This window comes from Asanoa siamensis (assembly GCF_016862555.1).
In the GTDB taxonomy this organism is placed as follows: domain Bacteria; phylum Actinomycetota; class Actinomycetes; order Mycobacteriales; family Micromonosporaceae; genus Asanoa; species Asanoa siamensis.
Genome location: NZ_BONE01000095.1, coordinates 1 through 16,250 on the forward strand (window position 1 = coordinate 1; position 16,250 = coordinate 16,250).

Below are 16,250 nucleotides of genomic sequence, written 5' to 3' on the forward strand. Positions count from 1 at the left end.
GTCCATGAGTAAGACCGACTCGGCGCCGGAAACCCCCGCCGCCGCCGCCACCGATGGTCTTGGCGGCGCCGTCGGGATGGAGGTCAACTCCCCGGTCGACGCCCCTGTCGGCGAGTCGGAGAAGAAGGCGTTCGTCGGTCGCTCGCCCGGGCAGCTCGCGTGGCTGCGACTCAAGCGCGACCGCACCGCCGCGATCAGCGCGATCACGCTCGCGGTCCTGGTGGCGCTCGCCCTGCTCGCCCCGGTGATCGGCAAGCTGCGCGGCATGACGCCGACCCAGCCGTTCACCGACAAGCTCAACGACTTCGGCATGCCTCTCGGCTACGCCGGCGGCATGAGCGGCACGCACTGGCTGGGTCTGGAGCCGGGTAACGGCCGCGACATCCTGATGCAGCTCGTCTACGGCATCCGCACCTCGCTGCTGATCGCCGTCGCCGCGGCCGTCGTCGCCTCCACCGTGGGCGTCCTCATCGGAATCGCCGCCGGCTACGCCCGCGGCTGGCTGGACACCGCGATCAACTGGGTCATCGACCTGACGCTGGCGTTCCCCTTCCTGATCTTCGCCCTGGCGATCATCCCGATCGTCGAGGACAACTTCTACGGCGACCGTGAACAGATCCCGCCGCCGTTCCGGGTCGGCCTGATCATCGCGACGTTCGCCATGTTCAGCTGGACCTACACCGCCCGCCTCGTCCGCGGCCAGGTGATCGCCCTGCGGGAGCGGGAGTTCGTCGAGGCCGCGCGGGCGGCCGGCGCGGGCACCCGGCACATCCTCTTCCGCCAGCTGCTGCCCAACATCTGGGCGCCGATCCTGGTGACGCTCTCGCTCAACGTGCCGGCCTTCATCACCACCGAGGCCGCGCTGGCCTTCGTCGGCATCGGCGTCATCGAGCCCACGCCCGACCTCGGCCGGATGATCTTCAACTCGATCGGCTTCGTGGCCAGCGATCCGGCCTACACGTTCTGGCCCGGCATCACGATCTTCATCCTGGTGCTCGCGTTCAACCTGCTCGGCGACTCGCTGCGCGACGCCCTGGACCCGAAGTCCTCGCGCTAGAACCGCGTACCAGCCAAGAGTTTTGCACCACGCACGTTTCGTCCGGACACCTTTGGAGCTGAGGGAGCCCCGGCCGGGCGGGAAGGGAGAAGATCGTGCGAATTAAGGGAGGAGCGCTGATCGTCGGCGCTCTTGCCGTGGCGTTGACCGCCGCGGGTTGCAGTGAAACCACCAACGATGGCGGGGGTGGCAACAGCGGAGAGAACAAGACCCAGACCGGGTCGATCTCCTACGAGGCCGCCGACAACACCGGCCCGGCGAAGGCCGTCGAAGGTGCCACCAAGGGCGGCACCCTGACGATCATGCAGGTCGCCGACCTGGAGCACCTCGACCCCGCCCGTAACTACGTCAACGTGGCGAGCCTGACCGGTAGCCTGATCTACCGGGCGCTCAACGGTTACCAGGAGGACGGCAGCGGCAAGATGCTGCTGGTCGGCGACCTGGCGACCAACCCGGGCACCGACGTCAACAAGGACTGCAAGGTCTGGGAGTTCAAGCTCCGCGACGGCCTGAAGTACGAGGACGGCTCGGCGATCACCTCGAAGGACGTCGCCTACGGCATCGCCCGTAGCTTCGCCCCCGAGCTGAACGAGGGCTCGCACTACATCCAGGGGTGGCTGTACCCGGGTGGCACCTACAACGCCACCTACAAGGGCCCCTACGAGGGTGGTCAGATGCCGCAGGGCATCGAGACGCCGGACGACAAGACCATCAAGTTCACGTTCCCGGAGCCGCACTGCGACCTGCCGTACGCGGCAGCGCTCCCGGTCACCGCGCCGGTGCCGCAGGCCAAGGACACCAAGGCCAACTACGACCTGAAGCCGTTCTCCTCGGGTCCGTACAAGGTCAAGTCCTACACCCGTGACAACGTGCTCGAGCTCGACCGCAACCCGAACTGGGACCCCAACACGGACCCGATCCGCAACGCCTACCCGGACGCCTTCAAGCTGACGTTCGGCCTCGAGGCGCAGCAGATCTCGGAGCGGCTCGTCGCCGACGCGCCGGCCGACCAGGCCGCCATGACCTGGCAGGACGCGCCCCCGGCCGTGCTGCCGCGGACCACGGCCGCCGGTGTGGTGGAGCGGGTCGTCAAGGGCCCCACGCAGTACGTCTGGTACTTGGGCATCAACAACCAGCGGATCACGGACAAGAAGGTCCGCGAGGCGCTGTACTACGGCGTCGACCGTGACGCGGCGCTCAAGGCGATCGGTGGCAGCGCCGCCGGCACGCCGGCCAGCACGCTGATGTCGCCGACCACCGCGGGCTTCCAGGACTACGACGTCTACAACGCCCCGGACACGGGTGACGTCAACAAGGTCAAGGAGATCCTGGGCGGCACCACCCCGCCGCCGCTGGTGCTGGCGCACACCAACACCGCTCTCCGCACCGCGCAGGCCGAGGCGATCCGGGCGAGCCTGGAGAAGGCCGGCTTCAAGGTCACGCTGAAGGCGATCGAGGCCACCAGCTACTACGACGAGATCGGCCGGAAGAACACTCCGTACGACATCTACCTGCACGGTTGGGGCTCGGACTGGCCGACCGGCTCGACGATCATCCCGCCGCAGTACGACGGTCGCGAGATCGTCGACGAGGGCAACTACAACCTGGCCTACTTCAACGACCAGTCGGTGAACACCGAGATCGACCGGATCCGGAAGCTGCCCGCGGCCGAGCAGGACGCGGCGTGGATGGCCCTGGACAAGAAGATCCTGCAGGACTTCCTGCCGGAGATTCCGCTGTACTACGACGCCACGTACGTGCTGCACGGCTCCAAGGTCGGCAACGCGTTCCTGAGCGACTCGTACGGCGCGTTCCAGGTCGCCAAGGTCTACGTCAAGCCGTAACTGATCCACAGGTAAGTAACGTTCCCCGGTAAAACGGATCGTGTGCGGGTGGCTCTCCCACCGGAGGGCCGCCCGCACCGACCGCCGATCTCCATCGGATAGGTGCGACCCATGGTCCGGTTCCTCACCCGCCGCGTGCTCGTCGGCGTCGCGACAATCATCGCGATCAGCATCATCGTCTTCGGGCTCTTCTTCGCGGTGCCCTCGTCGCCGGCGAAGGTCATGTGCGGCAAGAACTGCGACCCGGCCAGCATCGCGGCCGTGGAGACCAAGCTCGGCCTGCGTGAACCCATCACCACGCAGTACACCGAGTTCATGAAGGGCATCTTCGTCGGCCGCACCTACTCGAAGGGCACCCCCTTCGAGCAGCACTGCGAGGCGCCCTGCTTCGGCTTCTCGTTCCGCAACAACGAGTCGGTGTCCGCCATCGTGGCCCGGACCCTGCCGGTGACCATGAGCATCGTCGTCGGCGCCGCCGTGCTGTGGCTGCTGTTCGGCGTTTCGCTGGGCATGATCTCGGCATTGCGCAGAGGCACCGTGTTCGACAAGCTCGCGATCGGCGTATCGCTCGCGGGCGCGTCGATGCAGGTCTTCTTCTTCGGCCTGATCCTGCTCTTCGCGTTCGTCTACTTCACGGGCTGGTTACCCTTCCCGTCCTATACGCCGCTGACGGAAAATCCGGCGAAGTGGGCCAGCGGCCTGATCCTGCCGTGGGTCACGCTGGGCTTCCTGAACTCCGCGATCTACGCCCGGCTGTCCCGGGCCCAGATGCTGGAGACGCTCTCCGAGGACTACGTGCGCACCGCCCGCGCCAAGGGGCTGCCGCTGCGCCGGGTCTACACCAAGCACGCGCTGCGTGCCGCGATCACGCCGATCGTGACGATCGCCGGCCTCGACATCGGCGCGTCGCTCGGCGGCACGTTCATCACCGAGACCATCTTCGGCCTCCGCGGACTCGGCAAGGAGACCGTCGAAGCCGTGCAGTTCCTCAACCTGCCGATCGTCGTGGCCACGGTGCTGCTGGCGGCGGTGTTCATCGTCGTGGCCAACCTGATCGTCGACGTGCTGTACGCCGTGATCGACCCACGGGTCCGGCTGAGCTGAAGCACGAGGGAGAACAACAGTGACCGCACCAGCCTCGGCGCCGAAGAGCCCGGCGACCTCCGACTCCGGCCCCTATCTCCAGGTCAACGATCTGCGGGTGCAGTTCCCGACCGAAGACGGCGTGGTCAAGGCCGTCGACGGCGTGTCGTTCTCGGTCGAACGCGGCCAGACGCTGGGGATCGTGGGCGAGTCCGGGTCCGGCAAGAGCGTCACCTCGCTGACCGTCATGGGCCTGCACAACTCCAAGCGCGCCCGGATCTCCGGCCAGATCCTGGTCGGCGGCCGCAACGTGGTCGGCATGTCCGAGGAACAGACCCGCCGCCTGCGCGGCCGCGACATGTCGATGATCTTCCAGGACCCGCTGTCCGCGCTGCACCCTTACTTCAAGGTGGGCGCGCAGATCGCCGAGGCCTACAAGGTCCACCACCCCAACGCGTCGAAGTCCGAGGCCAAGAAGCGCGCCGTCGACATGCTGGGCCGCGTCGGCATCCCGCAGCCCGCGCGCCGTGCGGACTCCTACCCGCACGAGTTCTCGGGCGGCATGCGGCAGCGCGCGATGATCGCGATGGCCCTGGTCAACGACCCCGACCTGCTGATCGCCGACGAGCCGACCACCGCGCTCGACGTGACCGTGCAGGCGCAGATCCTCGACCTGCTCGAAGACCTGCAGCGCGAGTTCAACTCCGCGATCATCATGATCACGCACGACCTCGGCGTGGTCGCCCAGGTCGCCGACGACGTCCTGGTCATGTACGGCGGCCGTGCGGTCGAGTTCGGCAGCGTCGAGCAGGTCATGCGCCGCCCCCAGCACCCGTACACCTGGGGTCTGCTGGCCAGCGTGCCGTCCCTGCACGGCGACGCCGACGCCGACCTGGTGCCGATCAAGGGCAACCCGCCCTCGCTGATCAACCTGCCCAGCGGGTGCGCGTTCAACCCGCGGTGCCGGTACGCCGGCCGCAACGGCGACCGGTCCTTCACCGAGGTCCCCGAGTTGCACCAGGTCCTCGAGCGGGGCCACCTGGTCGCCTGTCATCTGTCCGAGGCCGACAGCAAGAAGTTCTACGCCGAGGACATCGCACCGTCCGCTGGAGTCGCGCAATGACCGAGACTTTGGTCCAGGAGCCCGGCACGGAGCCGGTCAAGCCGTCCCGTCCGTCCGGCGAGCCGCTGCTGGTCGTCGAGGACCTGACCAAGCACTTCCCGGTGCGGTCGGGCATGTTCGGCACGACCGGCCTGGTGCGCGCGGTCGACGGCGTCAGCTTCTCGGTCAAGCCGGGTGAGACCCTCGGCCTGGTCGGCGAGTCGGGCTGTGGCAAGACCACCACCGGCCGCATGCTGGTCCGCCTGCTGGAGCCGACCTCGGGGAAGATCACCTTCGAGGGCAAGGACATCACCCACTCGAAGGGTGGCGGCCTGCGTCAGCTCCGGCAGGACATGCAGATCATCTTCCAGGACCCGTACGCGTCGCTGAACCCGCGGCACACGGTGGGCCGGATCGTGGCGATGCCGCTGCAGGTCAACGGCATCAACCCGCCGGGCGGCGTGAAGAAGCGCGTCCAGGAGCTGCTCGAGCTCGTCGGCCTCAACCCGGAGCACTACAACCGCTACCCGCACGAGTTCTCCGGCGGCCAGCGGCAGCGCATCGGCGTGGCCCGCGCGCTGGCCCTGCGCCCGAAGATCATCGTCGCAGACGAGCCGGTCTCCGCCCTCGACGTGTCGATCCAGGCGCAGGTCATCAACCTGCTCCGCGAGCTGCAGCGCGAGCTGGACCTGGCGTTCGTGTTCATCGCGCACGACCTGGCCGTGGTGCGACACTTCTGCCAGCGGATCGCGGTCATGTACCTCGGCAAGATGGTCGAGGTCGGCGACCGCGAGCAGATCTACGAGCGCCCCGCCCACCCGTACACCCGGGCTCTGCTCTCGGCGGTGCCGGACGTGACCAAACTGGGCGCGTCGGGCCGCATCCGGCTGGAGGGCGACGTGCCGACGCCGCTCAACCCGCCGTCGGGGTGCCGCTTCCGCACCCGCTGCTGGAAGGCGCAGGAGAAGTGCGCCACCGAAGAGCCCCCGTTGACGGTCAAGCCCAACGGCGCCCTCGCCGCGTGCCACTTCCCGGAGGAAGGCACCATCAAATAGCTCCCGCCGTAGCGACGACCGGGCAGGGCTGACGCCCTGCCCGGTCGCCGTCATTCCGGGTGGCTTTCGAGTGCCGCGATCAGCCAACCGAACACCGGCGCCAGGGGCGGCGTCTCCGGCCACTCGTTGATGATGCCGATCAGCCGCACATAGCGTTCGGTGCGCGGGTCGTTCGCCGTCCGTAGCCGCCGCACCAGCTTGGCGCGGTAGGCGGGGGTGTCGGCTTCGCCGAAGGTCTCGGCGTAGCGCGCGACCACATCGGACACCAGGTCGGCCGCCGCCGGCCCGGTGGGCTCGACGCCCGCCCCGATCGCCGCGCCGACGAGGTCACGTACCTCGATGGTCAGCTTGTGGTGCAGCCCCATCCGGCCGCCCTCGGCGATCTCGGCCGCCTGGTGCTCGGCCATCCGCCGCACGCTCGCGACGAAGTCCTCGTCGCGGACCAGTTCCGCCAGCTCGACCCAGGCGTCGACCTGCGCGTCGGTCGGCTCGTCCGGTAGATACGGAAGCGTCGACCGGAGCCAGTCGACGAAGTCCTGGTTGGCGTCGAGCCCGCCGAACGCACGGTCGACGAAGTCGGTGATCAGCCGGTGTCGCTCGGCCTCGGACAGTCGCACGATCCGGTGCATCAGAGCCATCTCCTCAGGATCGGCGCCCCGCCGCGCCACGGCCCGCGCCACGGCGGCCCGCGTGCGCAACACCCGGATCTGCACGTCGAGCGCCTCGGCGTGCCGGGCGGCCGCCTCCGCGACGGTCAGCTCGTCGGCCAGCACCCGCCCGATCGTGGCCAGGTCGAGGCCGATTTCCCGGAGCGTGCGGATCAGGTCGAGGCGGGCGATCGCCGCGAGGTCGTAGCGGCGGTGGTTGGCGGGACTGCGGTCGGTGGGTGGCAGGAGGCCGGCGTCGGACCAGAACCGGATCGTGCGCACCGGCAACCCGGTGCGCCGGGCCAGGTCCCCGATCGAATACCGCTCCCGCATGCCGAGCACTCTCCTATCTCCACCGACTGGAGACGCAAGCCCACGTGACCTGGCGCACTCGCGGATGCGTCGCGACCGGGTGGCTTCGTACCGTCGGCGCATGACGGAGCAGGTCGACCGGGCGGTCGAGGCATGGTTGCGGGCGCTCGAACTGTGCGCCGAGGCGCTGCCGGGTGGGTTTCACCGGCGCGGCCCGGGCGGCACCGCGGAGCTTCTCACCGGCCTGCCGGTGCCGACGGTCAACGGCGTGATCCAGTGCGGGTCGGTGCTCGACCTGGCCGAGCTCGCGGCGTTCGCGGAGTCGCCGCGGCTGGTCGACCGGCCGTGGAGCATCCAGGTCCGCGACGCGGCGTCGGCCGCCGCGGTCGCCGGGATCGCGGCCGACCACAAGCTCGACCAGTCGACGACCCTGCCGTTCATGCTCACGGACCTGACGGAGCGCGACGCCGACCCGCCGGCCGGCGCCACCGTGCGGCGCGTCTCCGGTGCCGAGCGGGACCTCTACCGGCGGGCGCTGGCGGCCGGCTTCGAGGCGCCGGAGTTCATCTTCGACGGGTTCAGCTCGCCCGCGATCCTCGACCACCCGGCCATGGCGGCCTACGTCGTCGAGGTGGCGGGTGAGGTGGTGGCCACCTCGTTCGGCGTGCTGGTCGGCGACCTGGTCGGGGTGTTCAACATCGCGGTCCCGCCCGCGCACCGTCGCCGCGGCTACGGGCGGCTGGCGACGGATGCCGTGCTGCGCGACGCGTACCCGGCCGGTGCCCGGACCGCGTTCCTGCACTCCTCGCCGATGGGTGAGCCGCTCTACGCGGCCATGGGCTTCCGCACGGCCGAGACCTGGACCGTTTACACCGCCTAGAGTGCGCCGCGGCCGGCGCGGAGGATCAGCAGCGCCAGTTGGGTGCCGTCGGCGCCGAGTTCCGTGCGGAACTTCTCCAGGATCTCCCGCTCGCGGGAGAGCACCAGGCGGGTGCCGCCGGACGCGACGCGGGTGGCGCCGACCTGCTGGGAGAGGCGGGCGCGCTCCTGCCACAGCGCGATGATCGCGCTGTCGATCTCGTCGATCCGCTCCCGCATGCCGCGGATGCGTTGGGCGGCCTCTTCGTCCTGGGCGCCGGTGGTCGGCTGGGCGACGGCGTTGCTGCTCATGTCGTGCTCCTCGGGGGCCATGTCGATTCTCTTCACGTGGTGGGGCGGCGGCCTGGACCCCGAAGCCCAAAAAGCCCCGGGCTCCAGGAGCCCGGGGCTTTTTGCAGGTCTTGTGCTCAGGCGCGACCTACAGCTGCCGGACTCCCGGTGCCGTAGTAAAAGTAAAATCGCGACGACTGGATCACGTGGCCAAGTATGCCCGCGGCCCCCGAACCCGCGCAAGGCCGCTCACGGTGTGGCGCCCGCCCCAATCGGGCGGACGCCTCCCGTGTCAGCCGACCCGGGTGATCCGGTCGGTCGGCCCCGGTGCCACCGGGGCGTTCGTGCCCAGGTAGCCGACCAGGGCGTCGACGTCGAAACCGGGCGCCGTGGTGCGGTTGGTGCCCGCGGTGAGGTTGGTGAAGCCGTCGCCACCGTTGGCCAGGAAGTCGTTGGTGGTCAGGCGGTAGCTGGCGGCCGGGTCGATCGGCGTGCCGTTCAGCGCCAGCGCGCTGACCCGCGAGCCCGCCGGCAGCGTCGTGTCGTAGGTGTAGGTGAAGCCCGCCGACACCTGCAGCACCCGCTGGGTGGTCTGCCCGCCGAAGCCGACGAACTGCTGCTCCAGCACGTTCTTGAGCTGCGCGCCGGTCACCGTCTGGGTGACGACCAGGTTGTTGAACGGCTGGACCGTGAACGCCTCGCCGTAGGTGACCTGGCCGGGAGCCTCGCCGCCGGGGGAGTTGGCGAACGCGAGCGACGCCCGGATGCCACCCGGGTTCATGAAGGCGATCTGGGCGCCGTCGGCCTGGGTCCAGGCGAGCTGCGCGTCGGCGATCACGTCGCCGAGCGGGCTCTCCTGGTTGGGCCGGTTGTCGCGGACGATGTCGGCGGTGATCGCACCGACGACCCGGTTGGCGATCGGGGCGACCGCGGTGCGGTACTTGTCGGCCAGCCGCTTGGCGGCCGGGTCGACCAGCGCCGGGTTACGCACGAACGTGCCGTCGGGGTTGGTCTGGTAGGTGCCGTCGGCGTTGCGCACGCCGTTCTCGGCGATCACGTTGCGCGCGGTGATCTCGGCGAACCTGCCGGTCTTCTTGTCGAGCGTGTAGTCGATGTCGGTGACGAGCTGGCCGTTGGTGCCGGCACTGGTGACGACGACGTCCTTGCCCGAGGAGTTCGGCAGCTTGCACGAGTAGAAGCGGTGGGTGTGCCCGGAGACGACGACACCGTATTCCGGGCGCAGGCCCTTGACGATGTCGACCACCGGCCCGGAGAAGTTGTTGCAGGCGTCGACCGGCTGCGTGCCCGACTGCGAGCCGCCCTCGTGCAGCAGCAGCACCATCGACTTGACGCCCAGGAGGCGCAGCAGCGTCGCGTACTTGTTGGCGGTCTCGATCTCGTCCTTGAAGTTGACGTCCTGGATCCCGGCGGGGTTGACGATGCTCGGGGTGCCCTCGAGCGTCATGCCGACGAAGCCGACCGGCACGCCGTCGACGATCCGGATGTTGAAGGGGAGCAGCAGCGGCAGGTTCAGCCGCTTCGTGACCACGTTGGCGGCGAGGTAGGTGAAGTCGGCGCCGCGGAACGGGTCGCCGTCCTGGCAACCGTCGACCGGGTGGCAGCCGCCGTACTGCAGGCGCTTGAGCTCGTCGGTGCCCTCGTCGAACTCGTGGTTGCCGACCGAGGTGATCTCCATGCCCATCACGTTGAGCATCTCGATCGTCGGCTCGTCGTGGAACGCGGCGCTGACCAGCGGCGTCGCGCCGACCATGTCGCCGGCGCCGACGGTGGTGCTCAGCCGGCCCTCGGCCCTGGCTTCCGCGCGCAACCGCTTGACCGCGGTCGTGAGGTATTCGGAGCCGCCGGCGGGGACCCCGTTGACGGCCGCGCCGGAGCCGGCGGGCGGGTCGATGGAACCGTGGAAGTCGTTGAAGCCGAGCAGGTTGCCCTTGGCCAGTTGCGCGCCCGCGGAGTGCCCGAACGTGGCCGTGACCGGCTGCAGGGCGGGTGCGGCGGCGGCCGGGGACGGCCCGCCTGCCGGCAGGGCGACGATCACCCCGAGGGTGAGCGCCGGCGCTGCGAGGTAGCGCAGCCACCGGCTCGGTCGACTCGTGATCGGCATGTCACATCCTGTGTGATCGATTGGGCGTCACCCGGACGGGGAGACGCGACAGAGGTCATCGTTCACTTTCGGGGGACAAGACGCCAGGGCCCATCGATGACGACAGGGCGTCGGATAGGGGTATTGGCGGGCCGTTCGGGCACACCGCCGCCGCCGGAAGTTGTCGGACGGTCGGAATAGACTTCGCGGTGCGATGCGTGCTCTCTTCGAAATCCCGAATCCTGACAGCGGGCCGGCCGTGCTGGCCGCCGACGGCGACCGCGAGCGGCGCCCCAAGCGGCCCCAGCTCGACCCCGAGGCGCTGGTGGCCGGCCTCAACGGCCCACAGCGCGACGCGGTGACCCATGCGGGCTCACCGCTGCTGATCGTGGCCGGCGCCGGCTCGGGCAAGACCCGGGTGCTGACGCACCGCATCGCCTACCTGCTCGCGGCCCGCGATGTGCACCCCGGCCAGGTCATCGCGATCACCTTCACCAACAAGGCCGCGGGCGAGATGAAGGAGCGGGTGGCCGCGCTGGTCGGCGGCCGGGCGCGGCTGATGTGGGTGTCGACGTTCCACTCCGCGTGCGTACGCATCCTGCGGGCGGAGCACGAGCACGCCGGTCTCAAGTCGACGTTCTCCATCTACGACGCCGACGACTCGCGGCGGCTGATGCAGCTCGTCGCCCGCGAGCTCGACCTCGACCCCAAGCGGCACCCGGCCCGCGGGCTGGCCGCGCAGGTGTCCAACCTCAAGAACGAGCTCGTCGACCCGGAAACGTTCGCCGAGCGGGCCAAGGGTCCGATGGAACGCGCCGTCGCCGAGGCTTATGCGCTCTATCAGCGACGCCTCAAAGAGGCGCACGCCCTCGACTTCGACGACCTGATCATGACGACGGTGCACCTCTTCCAGTCGCACCCGCACGTCGCCGAGACCTACCGCCGCCGCTTCCGGCACGTGCTGGTCGACGAATACCAGGACACCAACCACGCGCAATACGTGCTGATCAAGGAGCTGGTCTCCGGCACCGAGGGCCTGGAGCCGGCCGAGCTGTGCGTGGTCGGCGACGCCGACCAGTCCATCTACGCCTTCCGCGGCGCGACGATCCGCAACATCCTCGAGTTCGAGCGCGACTACACCGACGCCCGCACCATCCTGCTGGAGCAGAACTACCGCTCCACCCAGACCATTCTCAACGCCGCCAACGCGGTGATCAGCCGCAACCCGTCCCGCAAGCCCAAGCGGCTGTGGAGCGACCAGGGCGCCGGCGAGAGCATCGTGGGTTACGTCGCCGACACCGAGCACGCCGAGGCCGACTGGGTGGCCCGCGAGATCGACCGCCTCACCGACGACGCCGGCGCGCGCCCCGGTGACGTCGCGGTGTTCTACCGCACCAACGCCCAGTCCCGCGTGTTCGAAGAGGTGTTCATCCGCGTCGGCCTGCCCTACAAGGTGGTCGGCGGCGTCCGCTTCTACGAGCGCCGCGAGGTCCGCGACGCGCTGGCCTACCTGCGGGCGATCGTCAACGACGACGACACGGTCAGCATCCGCCGCGTCATGAACACGCCCCGCCGCGGCATCGGCGACCGCGCCGAGGGCGCGGTCGAAGCGCTGTCCAACCGCGAACGCATCTCGTTCGGCGCCGCGCTGCGCCGGGCGAGCGAGGCCCCCGGCATTTCGACCCGGGCGGCCAACGGCATCGCCGACTTCGTCGACCTGCTCGACGGCCTGCGCGAGCTGTCCGCCACGGCACCGCCCGAGGAGGTGCTCGAGGCGATGCTGACCCGGTCGGGCTACCTGGCCGAGCTGGAGGAGAGCACCGACCCGCAGGACGCGGGCCGGGTCGAGAACCTGCAGGAACTCGTCTCGGTGGCCCGCGAGTTCACCGAGCGGGTCGAGGGCAACGACGAGCAGGCCACCCTGGCGGCCTTCCTGGAACAGGTCGCCCTCGTGGCCGACGCCGACCAGGTCCCCTCCGACGACCCCGAACACCAGGGCGTGGTCACCCTGATGACGCTGCACACGGCCAAGGGCCTGGAGTTCCCGATCGTCTTCCTGACGGGCCTCGAGGACGGGGTCTTCCCGCACATGCGGGCGCTGGGCGACAACACGGAGCTAGAGGAGGAGCGCCGGCTGGCCTATGTGGGCATCACCCGGGCGCGGCAGCGGCTCTATCTCTCGCGGGCGGTGACGCGGTCGGCCTGGGGGGCGCCGTCCTACAACCCGACGTCGCGGTTCGTCGCGGAGCTGCCGGAGGAGCTGGTGCGCTGGGAGCGCACCGAGGGTGCCTACACATCGTGGTCGGGCACGGGCGGCGGCGTCGGCAACCGCGGCGCCGGTTCCGCCGGTGGCGGCGCGGCCCGCGGCGGCGGCTTCTCCGGGGGCACACCGAAGGCGGCGGCCCTGGCGGCGCGGTTGGGCATCGACGGCAGCAAGCTGTCGACGGCGAGCGAGCTGCGGCAGGCGGCGCCGAAGGTCGCGGTCGGGGACAGGGTCAACCACCAGCGGTACGGGTTGGGCCGGGTGCTCGCGGTCGAGGGCCAGGGCCCGAGCGCCCGCGCCCAGATCGACTTCGGCGACCAGACGATGTGGCTCGTCCTGCGGCACGCGCCGGTGGAGAAGCTCTAGCACTTCGGTGCTCGACATATATCAGTAATCGAAGTATCGTCCTGGGCATGCGGGACGATGCGCCGTTGCGCGAACCGAGCTATCTCATCCTCACGTCGCTGGCCGCCGGCCCGCGGCACGGCTACGCGGTCATCGAGGACGTCCGGGAGATCTCGGCCGGCCGCGTCGTGATCGGCGTCGGCACGCTCTACACGGCCATCGACCGGTTGCGCGCCGACGGGCTCATCGAGGTCGACCGCGAAGAGGTCGTCGACTCCCGGCTCCGCCGCTACTACCGGCTCAGCGACGACGGCACGCGCCGCCTGGCGGCGGAGACGGAGCGGCTGACCCGGCACGCGGCGGCGGCCCGCGCACGACTGAACGCGTCCGGCCGCGCCGCGCTCGGCGGTGGTCCGGCATGACCGCCGGCGACCTGGAGCGGCGCTACCGCCGCCTGCTCGCTTTGTTTCCGCGCCGGCACCGGGCCGAATACGGGCCCGAGATGCTGGCCGCGCTGCTCGCCGGAGCCGAGCAGGGGCGGCGCCGGCCACGCATGCGCGAGGTCGTCGACCTGGCGGGCGCGGCGCTGGCCGCGCACGCCGTCGCTCGGCTCGGCCGGTCGCAGTGGTCGGCCGCGGCCGGTGCCGTCGGCACGATCGGGGCGATCGGGCTGACGGCGAGCGTGCTGCGCAACGTCGGCCTGTGGCACGCGGTCTTCGACTCGTTCGCACCGATGGCCGGTTGGGGCTTGGCCCTCGTGGTGGCGCTGCTGGTTTTCTGGCCTCTGGCGGCGGTCGGCGCGGTCGCGGGCCGGCCAGCTCTTGCGACGGTCGCGGCCGCGTTGGGCCTGACCGCGCAGACCGCCGTCGCGGTGCTGGCGTCGGGCCCCGGCCGCCTCCCGATCGGGGTGCTGGCCGCGCTACTGACCGCCGGCGGCCTGGCGGTGTGGGCTGCGACGGGCGGCCCGGCGCTGCGTGGTCGGGCTGCGACGGGCGGCCTGGGCGGTGGGGCCGAGGCCGGTGGTCCGGCGGTGGGCGGTGGGGCTGCGACCGGTGGTCCGGCGGTGGGCGGTGGGGCTGTGACCGGCGGCCCGGCGGCGGGCGGTAGGGCCGCGACGTGCGGCCCGGAACTGGGCAGTGGGGCCGAGACCGGCGGTCCGGCGTTGCGCCGAGGGGCCGCGACAGGCGGTCCGGCGCTGTGGGGCTGGCCGTTGTGGGCCGCCGGCGCCGCCGGCGCGATCGGGGTGTTGACAGGCTGGGTCCCGCGCGCCCCGTTCACCGCTGACCTGCCCTGGCTGCCGGTGGAGCCGGCGTGGGTATACGCGGCAGGGCCGCCTGGCATCGCGGTGGTGGCGGTGAGCAGCGCCCTGCTGGCCGCCGCCGTGCTCACCCTGCCGGGCCCGACCCGCTGGCGCGTGCTCGTGCTGGCGCTGCCGGTGGTCGCGGTAACCGGCCTGGCCAACGCGGGCCTCCACCAGCCGCCGACCCTGGTCGTGGCGCTCTGCCTGCTGGCGGCGTTCGTGGCCGGCCTGGGCGTCGGGCGCCGCCACCGTCCCGCCAGCAACTCTTGACTGACGGGCCTAACCTGGAGGACATGCCGCACCCGTAGGGCCGCCACCGCCACCACCTCTACCTCGTCACCCGGGCTGACCTCGCGCCCGGCGACCAGGCCGCCCAACTCGTGCACGCCGCGCTCGACTTCGCCGTCGCCCATCCCGCGACGACCGACGCCTGGCGGCGGGCGTCGAACGCGATCGTCCTGCTGACCGCCCAAGACGAACTCGCCCTGACCCGGCTCCGCGCCGACGCCGACAGCGCCGGGTTCGAGACCACCGCCGTTCACGAACCGGACCTCGACGGCAGCCTCACCGCCGTCGCGTTCGAGTCGGCCGCAGGCCGGCTGCTCAGGCACCTCCCCCTCGCAGCACGAGGGGAGGTGAGAAAACCATGACCGACGCGGACCTGCGGGCCCAACTGGTCGAGCTGGCGGCGGAACGCGACGCGCTCCGTGCCCAGCTCGCCGGTGACATCCCCAGGGCGACCCGTTGGCTGCAGCAGAAGGTCTGGCGGCAGGCCGCCGCCCTGCACCTGCTCAACCAGCGCGTCGTCAACCAGCGGTTCGTGCTGCGCACGCTCGACGGGCTCGGGCGCTCGCTCAGCGCCGACGAGCTTCGCGCCGCAACCAAGGTCGACGCCGAGGCGTCCTAACCAGTGGAGGGCGGCACCGGACACACGCCGCCCTCCACGCGCCAAGCCCCAGAAGCCCGACGGCCGGGCAGCCGCCTCTAAAGCGGCCCGAAGCGGGTTCGACTCCTGCCTGGGGCGCCGGGAAGACGACGATGGGCCCGACCCCGCAAGGGGGCCGGACCCATCGTTTCCGGGGGGCGGGGAAGCTCAGCAGCCGTTGACCGGCACGCCCTTCTCCTTCAGGAACGGAGCCGGGTCGATCTGGTTCCACATGGCGCCCTGGTGCACCTCGAAGTGCAGGTGGGGGCCGGTGGAGTCGCCGGTGGAGCCTTCGTAGCCGATGATCTGGCCGGCCTTCACCTTCTGGCCGACCTCGACCGCGGTGCGGTTCTGGTGGGCGTAGTGGGTGAAGTAGCCGTCGCCGTGGTCGATGACCACCGAGATGCCGTAGCCGGTGTAGGCCCAGCCCGCGGCGATCACGGTGCCCGCCGCGGCAGCCCGCTCAGGCGTGTTCTCCGGCATCGCGAAGTCGATGCCCTGGTGCGGGACACCCCAGCGCATGCCGAAGCACGAGGTGACCTCGGCGCCGGGCATCGGGGTGGTCCAGCCGGCCTTCGAGATCGTCGGACCGGCGGTCTTGGGCTTCGCGGCCTTGGGGGTGGCCTTCTTCGTGGCAGGGGCCTTCTTCTCCGACTTCTTGGGCTCGTCCTTCTCCGACGCCTTGGGGGCGGCCTCGGACGTGGTCGGGCTCACGGTCGGGATGGCGACGGGGGAACGCAGTGCGCGGTCGGCCCGACTGGCGGCGTCGATGCGCGCCTGCTGGTCGGCCACCGCGATGGTGGTGGGGGATGTCGAACCGCCGTCACTGAGAGTAGCGGCAGCGCCACCCGCTATGCCGAGGCCGAGCAGGCCGACGGCGGCCAGCGCGGCGACGCGACCGCGGCCCGCGAGCGACGAGCGAACACGCTCCCGGAAGCCGAGCGGCGCCTGCGGCGTCGGCTCGATCTCGCCGTCCTGAGCGTGAAACTCCTGCTCCGGCTGCTGGTCGTACGGGTAGTTCGGATGCACGAGGGGGAACCTCCGTGGTTGTGCGGCACGGACCGGCA

Annotated in this window: 14 protein-coding genes and 1 pseudogene; 11 read left to right on the plus strand and 4 right to left on the minus strand. The window is 70.7% G+C overall.

Annotated features, from left to right (window positions below; all coding sequences use genetic code 11):
• Positions 1–4 precede the first annotated feature (4 nt).
• The 5 genes from Asi02nite_RS35490 (at position 5) to Asi02nite_RS35510 (ending at position 6,141) form a co-directional block, all read left to right on the plus strand.
• Positions 5–1,057, plus strand: coding sequence for an ABC transporter permease (locus Asi02nite_RS35490; RefSeq protein WP_239127489.1), 1,053 nt, complete (start codon positions 5–7; stop codon positions 1,055–1,057).
• Positions 1,058–1,152: 95 nt separating this feature from the next.
• The gene (locus tag Asi02nite_RS35495; protein ID WP_203718421.1) at positions 1,153–2,901 is read left to right on the plus strand and encodes an ABC transporter substrate-binding protein; all 1,749 of its coding nucleotides are present in this window, start codon (positions 1,153–1,155) and stop codon (positions 2,899–2,901) included.
• Between the two features lie 111 nt (positions 2,902–3,012).
• Positions 3,013–4,005 carry an ABC transporter permease gene (locus Asi02nite_RS35500; protein ID WP_203718422.1) on the plus strand — a complete coding sequence of 331 codons (993 nt, stop codon included), beginning with the start codon at positions 3,013–3,015 and terminating at the stop codon, positions 4,003–4,005.
• A gap of 19 nt (positions 4,006–4,024) precedes the next feature.
• On the plus strand, positions 4,025–5,107 hold the full coding sequence (locus Asi02nite_RS35505; RefSeq protein WP_203718423.1) for an ABC transporter ATP-binding protein: 1,083 nt from the start codon (positions 4,025–4,027) through the stop codon (positions 5,105–5,107).
• The gene (locus tag Asi02nite_RS35510; RefSeq protein WP_203718424.1) at positions 5,104–6,141 is read left to right on the plus strand and encodes an ABC transporter ATP-binding protein; all 1,038 of its coding nucleotides are present in this window, start codon (positions 5,104–5,106) and stop codon (positions 6,139–6,141) included. Before Asi02nite_RS35505 ends, Asi02nite_RS35510 begins: the two co-directional genes overlap by 4 nt.
• A gap of 50 nt (positions 6,142–6,191) precedes the next feature.
• On the opposite strand, the gene Asi02nite_RS35515 is transcribed toward Asi02nite_RS35510, so the two are convergent.
• On the minus strand, positions 6,192–7,121 hold the full coding sequence (locus Asi02nite_RS35515) for a MerR family transcriptional regulator (RefSeq protein ID WP_239127479.1): 930 nt from the start codon (positions 7,119–7,121) through the stop codon (positions 6,192–6,194).
• Between the two features lie 100 nt (positions 7,122–7,221).
• Between Asi02nite_RS35515 and Asi02nite_RS35520 the strand changes: the two genes are divergently transcribed.
• The gene (locus tag Asi02nite_RS35520) at positions 7,222–7,980 is read left to right on the plus strand and encodes a GNAT family N-acetyltransferase (RefSeq protein WP_203718426.1); all 759 of its coding nucleotides are present in this window, start codon (positions 7,222–7,224) and stop codon (positions 7,978–7,980) included.
• Here the strand turns inward: Asi02nite_RS35520 and Asi02nite_RS35525 are convergent.
• Together Asi02nite_RS35525 and Asi02nite_RS35530 are read right to left on the minus strand one after the other, a co-directional pair.
• On the minus strand, positions 7,977–8,270 hold the full coding sequence (locus Asi02nite_RS35525) for a chorismate mutase (protein ID WP_203718427.1): 294 nt from the start codon (positions 8,268–8,270) through the stop codon (positions 7,977–7,979). The genes Asi02nite_RS35520 and Asi02nite_RS35525 overlap by 4 nt on opposite strands.
• A 271-nt stretch (positions 8,271–8,541) precedes the next feature.
• The gene (locus Asi02nite_RS35530; RefSeq protein ID WP_203718428.1) at positions 8,542–10,371 is read right to left on the minus strand and encodes a bifunctional metallophosphatase/5'-nucleotidase; all 1,830 of its coding nucleotides are present in this window, start codon (positions 10,369–10,371) and stop codon (positions 8,542–8,544) included.
• 193 nt (positions 10,372–10,564) lie between these two features.
• On the opposite strand from Asi02nite_RS35530, the gene pcrA reads away from it, so the two are divergent.
• The 5 genes and pseudogenes from pcrA (at position 10,565) to Asi02nite_RS35555 (ending at position 15,165) form a co-directional block, all read left to right on the plus strand.
• Positions 10,565–12,979 carry a DNA helicase PcrA gene (gene pcrA / locus Asi02nite_RS35535; protein ID WP_203718429.1) on the plus strand — a complete coding sequence of 805 codons (2,415 nt, stop codon included), beginning with the start codon at positions 10,565–10,567 and terminating at the stop codon, positions 12,977–12,979.
• Positions 12,980–13,026: 47 nt separating this feature from the next.
• Complete coding sequence (locus tag Asi02nite_RS35540; RefSeq protein ID WP_203718430.1) at positions 13,027–13,380, plus strand: PadR family transcriptional regulator; 354 nt, start codon at positions 13,027–13,029, stop codon at positions 13,378–13,380.
• Positions 13,377–14,528, plus strand: coding sequence for a hypothetical protein (locus tag Asi02nite_RS35545; protein WP_203718431.1), 1,152 nt, complete (start codon positions 13,377–13,379; stop codon positions 14,526–14,528). Before Asi02nite_RS35540 ends, Asi02nite_RS35545 begins: the two co-directional genes overlap by 4 nt.
• Before the next feature lie 68 nt (positions 14,529–14,596).
• Positions 14,597–14,908, plus strand: a pseudogene (locus Asi02nite_RS35550) (peptidyl-tRNA hydrolase); the annotation flags it as partial.
• Entirely contained in the window at positions 14,905–15,165 is a 261-nt protein-coding gene (locus tag Asi02nite_RS35555) for a hypothetical protein (protein ID WP_203718432.1), read from the plus strand. The pseudogene Asi02nite_RS35550 and the gene Asi02nite_RS35555, both read left to right, overlap by 4 nt.
• A 186-nt stretch (positions 15,166–15,351) precedes the next feature.
• Here Asi02nite_RS35555 and Asi02nite_RS35560 read toward each other — a convergent pair whose 3' ends face one another.
• Complete coding sequence (locus Asi02nite_RS35560; protein WP_239127483.1) at positions 15,352–16,212, minus strand: M23 family metallopeptidase; 861 nt, start codon at positions 16,210–16,212, stop codon at positions 15,352–15,354.
• Between the last annotated feature and the right edge of the window lie 38 nt (positions 16,213–16,250).

Excerpts from the sequence above, each read along its gene's own strand:
- Asi02nite_RS35490 (WP_239127489.1), top strand. The coding sequence starts at position 5 with ATGAGTAAGACCGACTCGGCGCCGGAAACCCCCGCCGCCGCCGCCACC.
- Asi02nite_RS35500 (WP_203718422.1), top strand. The coding sequence starts at position 3,013 with ATGGTCCGGTTCCTCACCCGCCGCGTGCTCGTCGGCGTCGCGACAATC.
- Asi02nite_RS35510 (WP_203718424.1), top strand. The coding sequence starts at position 5,104 with ATGACCGAGACTTTGGTCCAGGAGCCCGGCACGGAGCCGGTCAAGCCG.
- Asi02nite_RS35515 (WP_239127479.1), bottom strand. The coding sequence starts at position 7,121 with ATGCGGGAGCGGTATTCGATCGGGGACCTGGCCCGGCGCACCGGGTTG.
- Asi02nite_RS35520 (WP_203718426.1), top strand. The coding sequence starts at position 7,222 with ATGACGGAGCAGGTCGACCGGGCGGTCGAGGCATGGTTGCGGGCGCTC.
- Asi02nite_RS35525 (WP_203718427.1), bottom strand. The coding sequence starts at position 8,270 with ATGAGCAGCAACGCCGTCGCCCAGCCGACCACCGGCGCCCAGGACGAA.
- Asi02nite_RS35530 (WP_203718428.1), bottom strand. The coding sequence starts at position 10,371 with ATGCCGATCACGAGTCGACCGAGCCGGTGGCTGCGCTACCTCGCAGCG.
- pcrA (WP_203718429.1), top strand. The coding sequence starts at position 10,565 with ATGCGTGCTCTCTTCGAAATCCCGAATCCTGACAGCGGGCCGGCCGTG.
- Asi02nite_RS35540 (WP_203718430.1), top strand. The coding sequence starts at position 13,027 with ATGCGGGACGATGCGCCGTTGCGCGAACCGAGCTATCTCATCCTCACG.
- Asi02nite_RS35545 (WP_203718431.1), top strand. The coding sequence starts at position 13,377 with ATGACCGCCGGCGACCTGGAGCGGCGCTACCGCCGCCTGCTCGCTTTG.
- Asi02nite_RS35555 (WP_203718432.1), top strand. The coding sequence starts at position 14,905 with ATGACCGACGCGGACCTGCGGGCCCAACTGGTCGAGCTGGCGGCGGAA.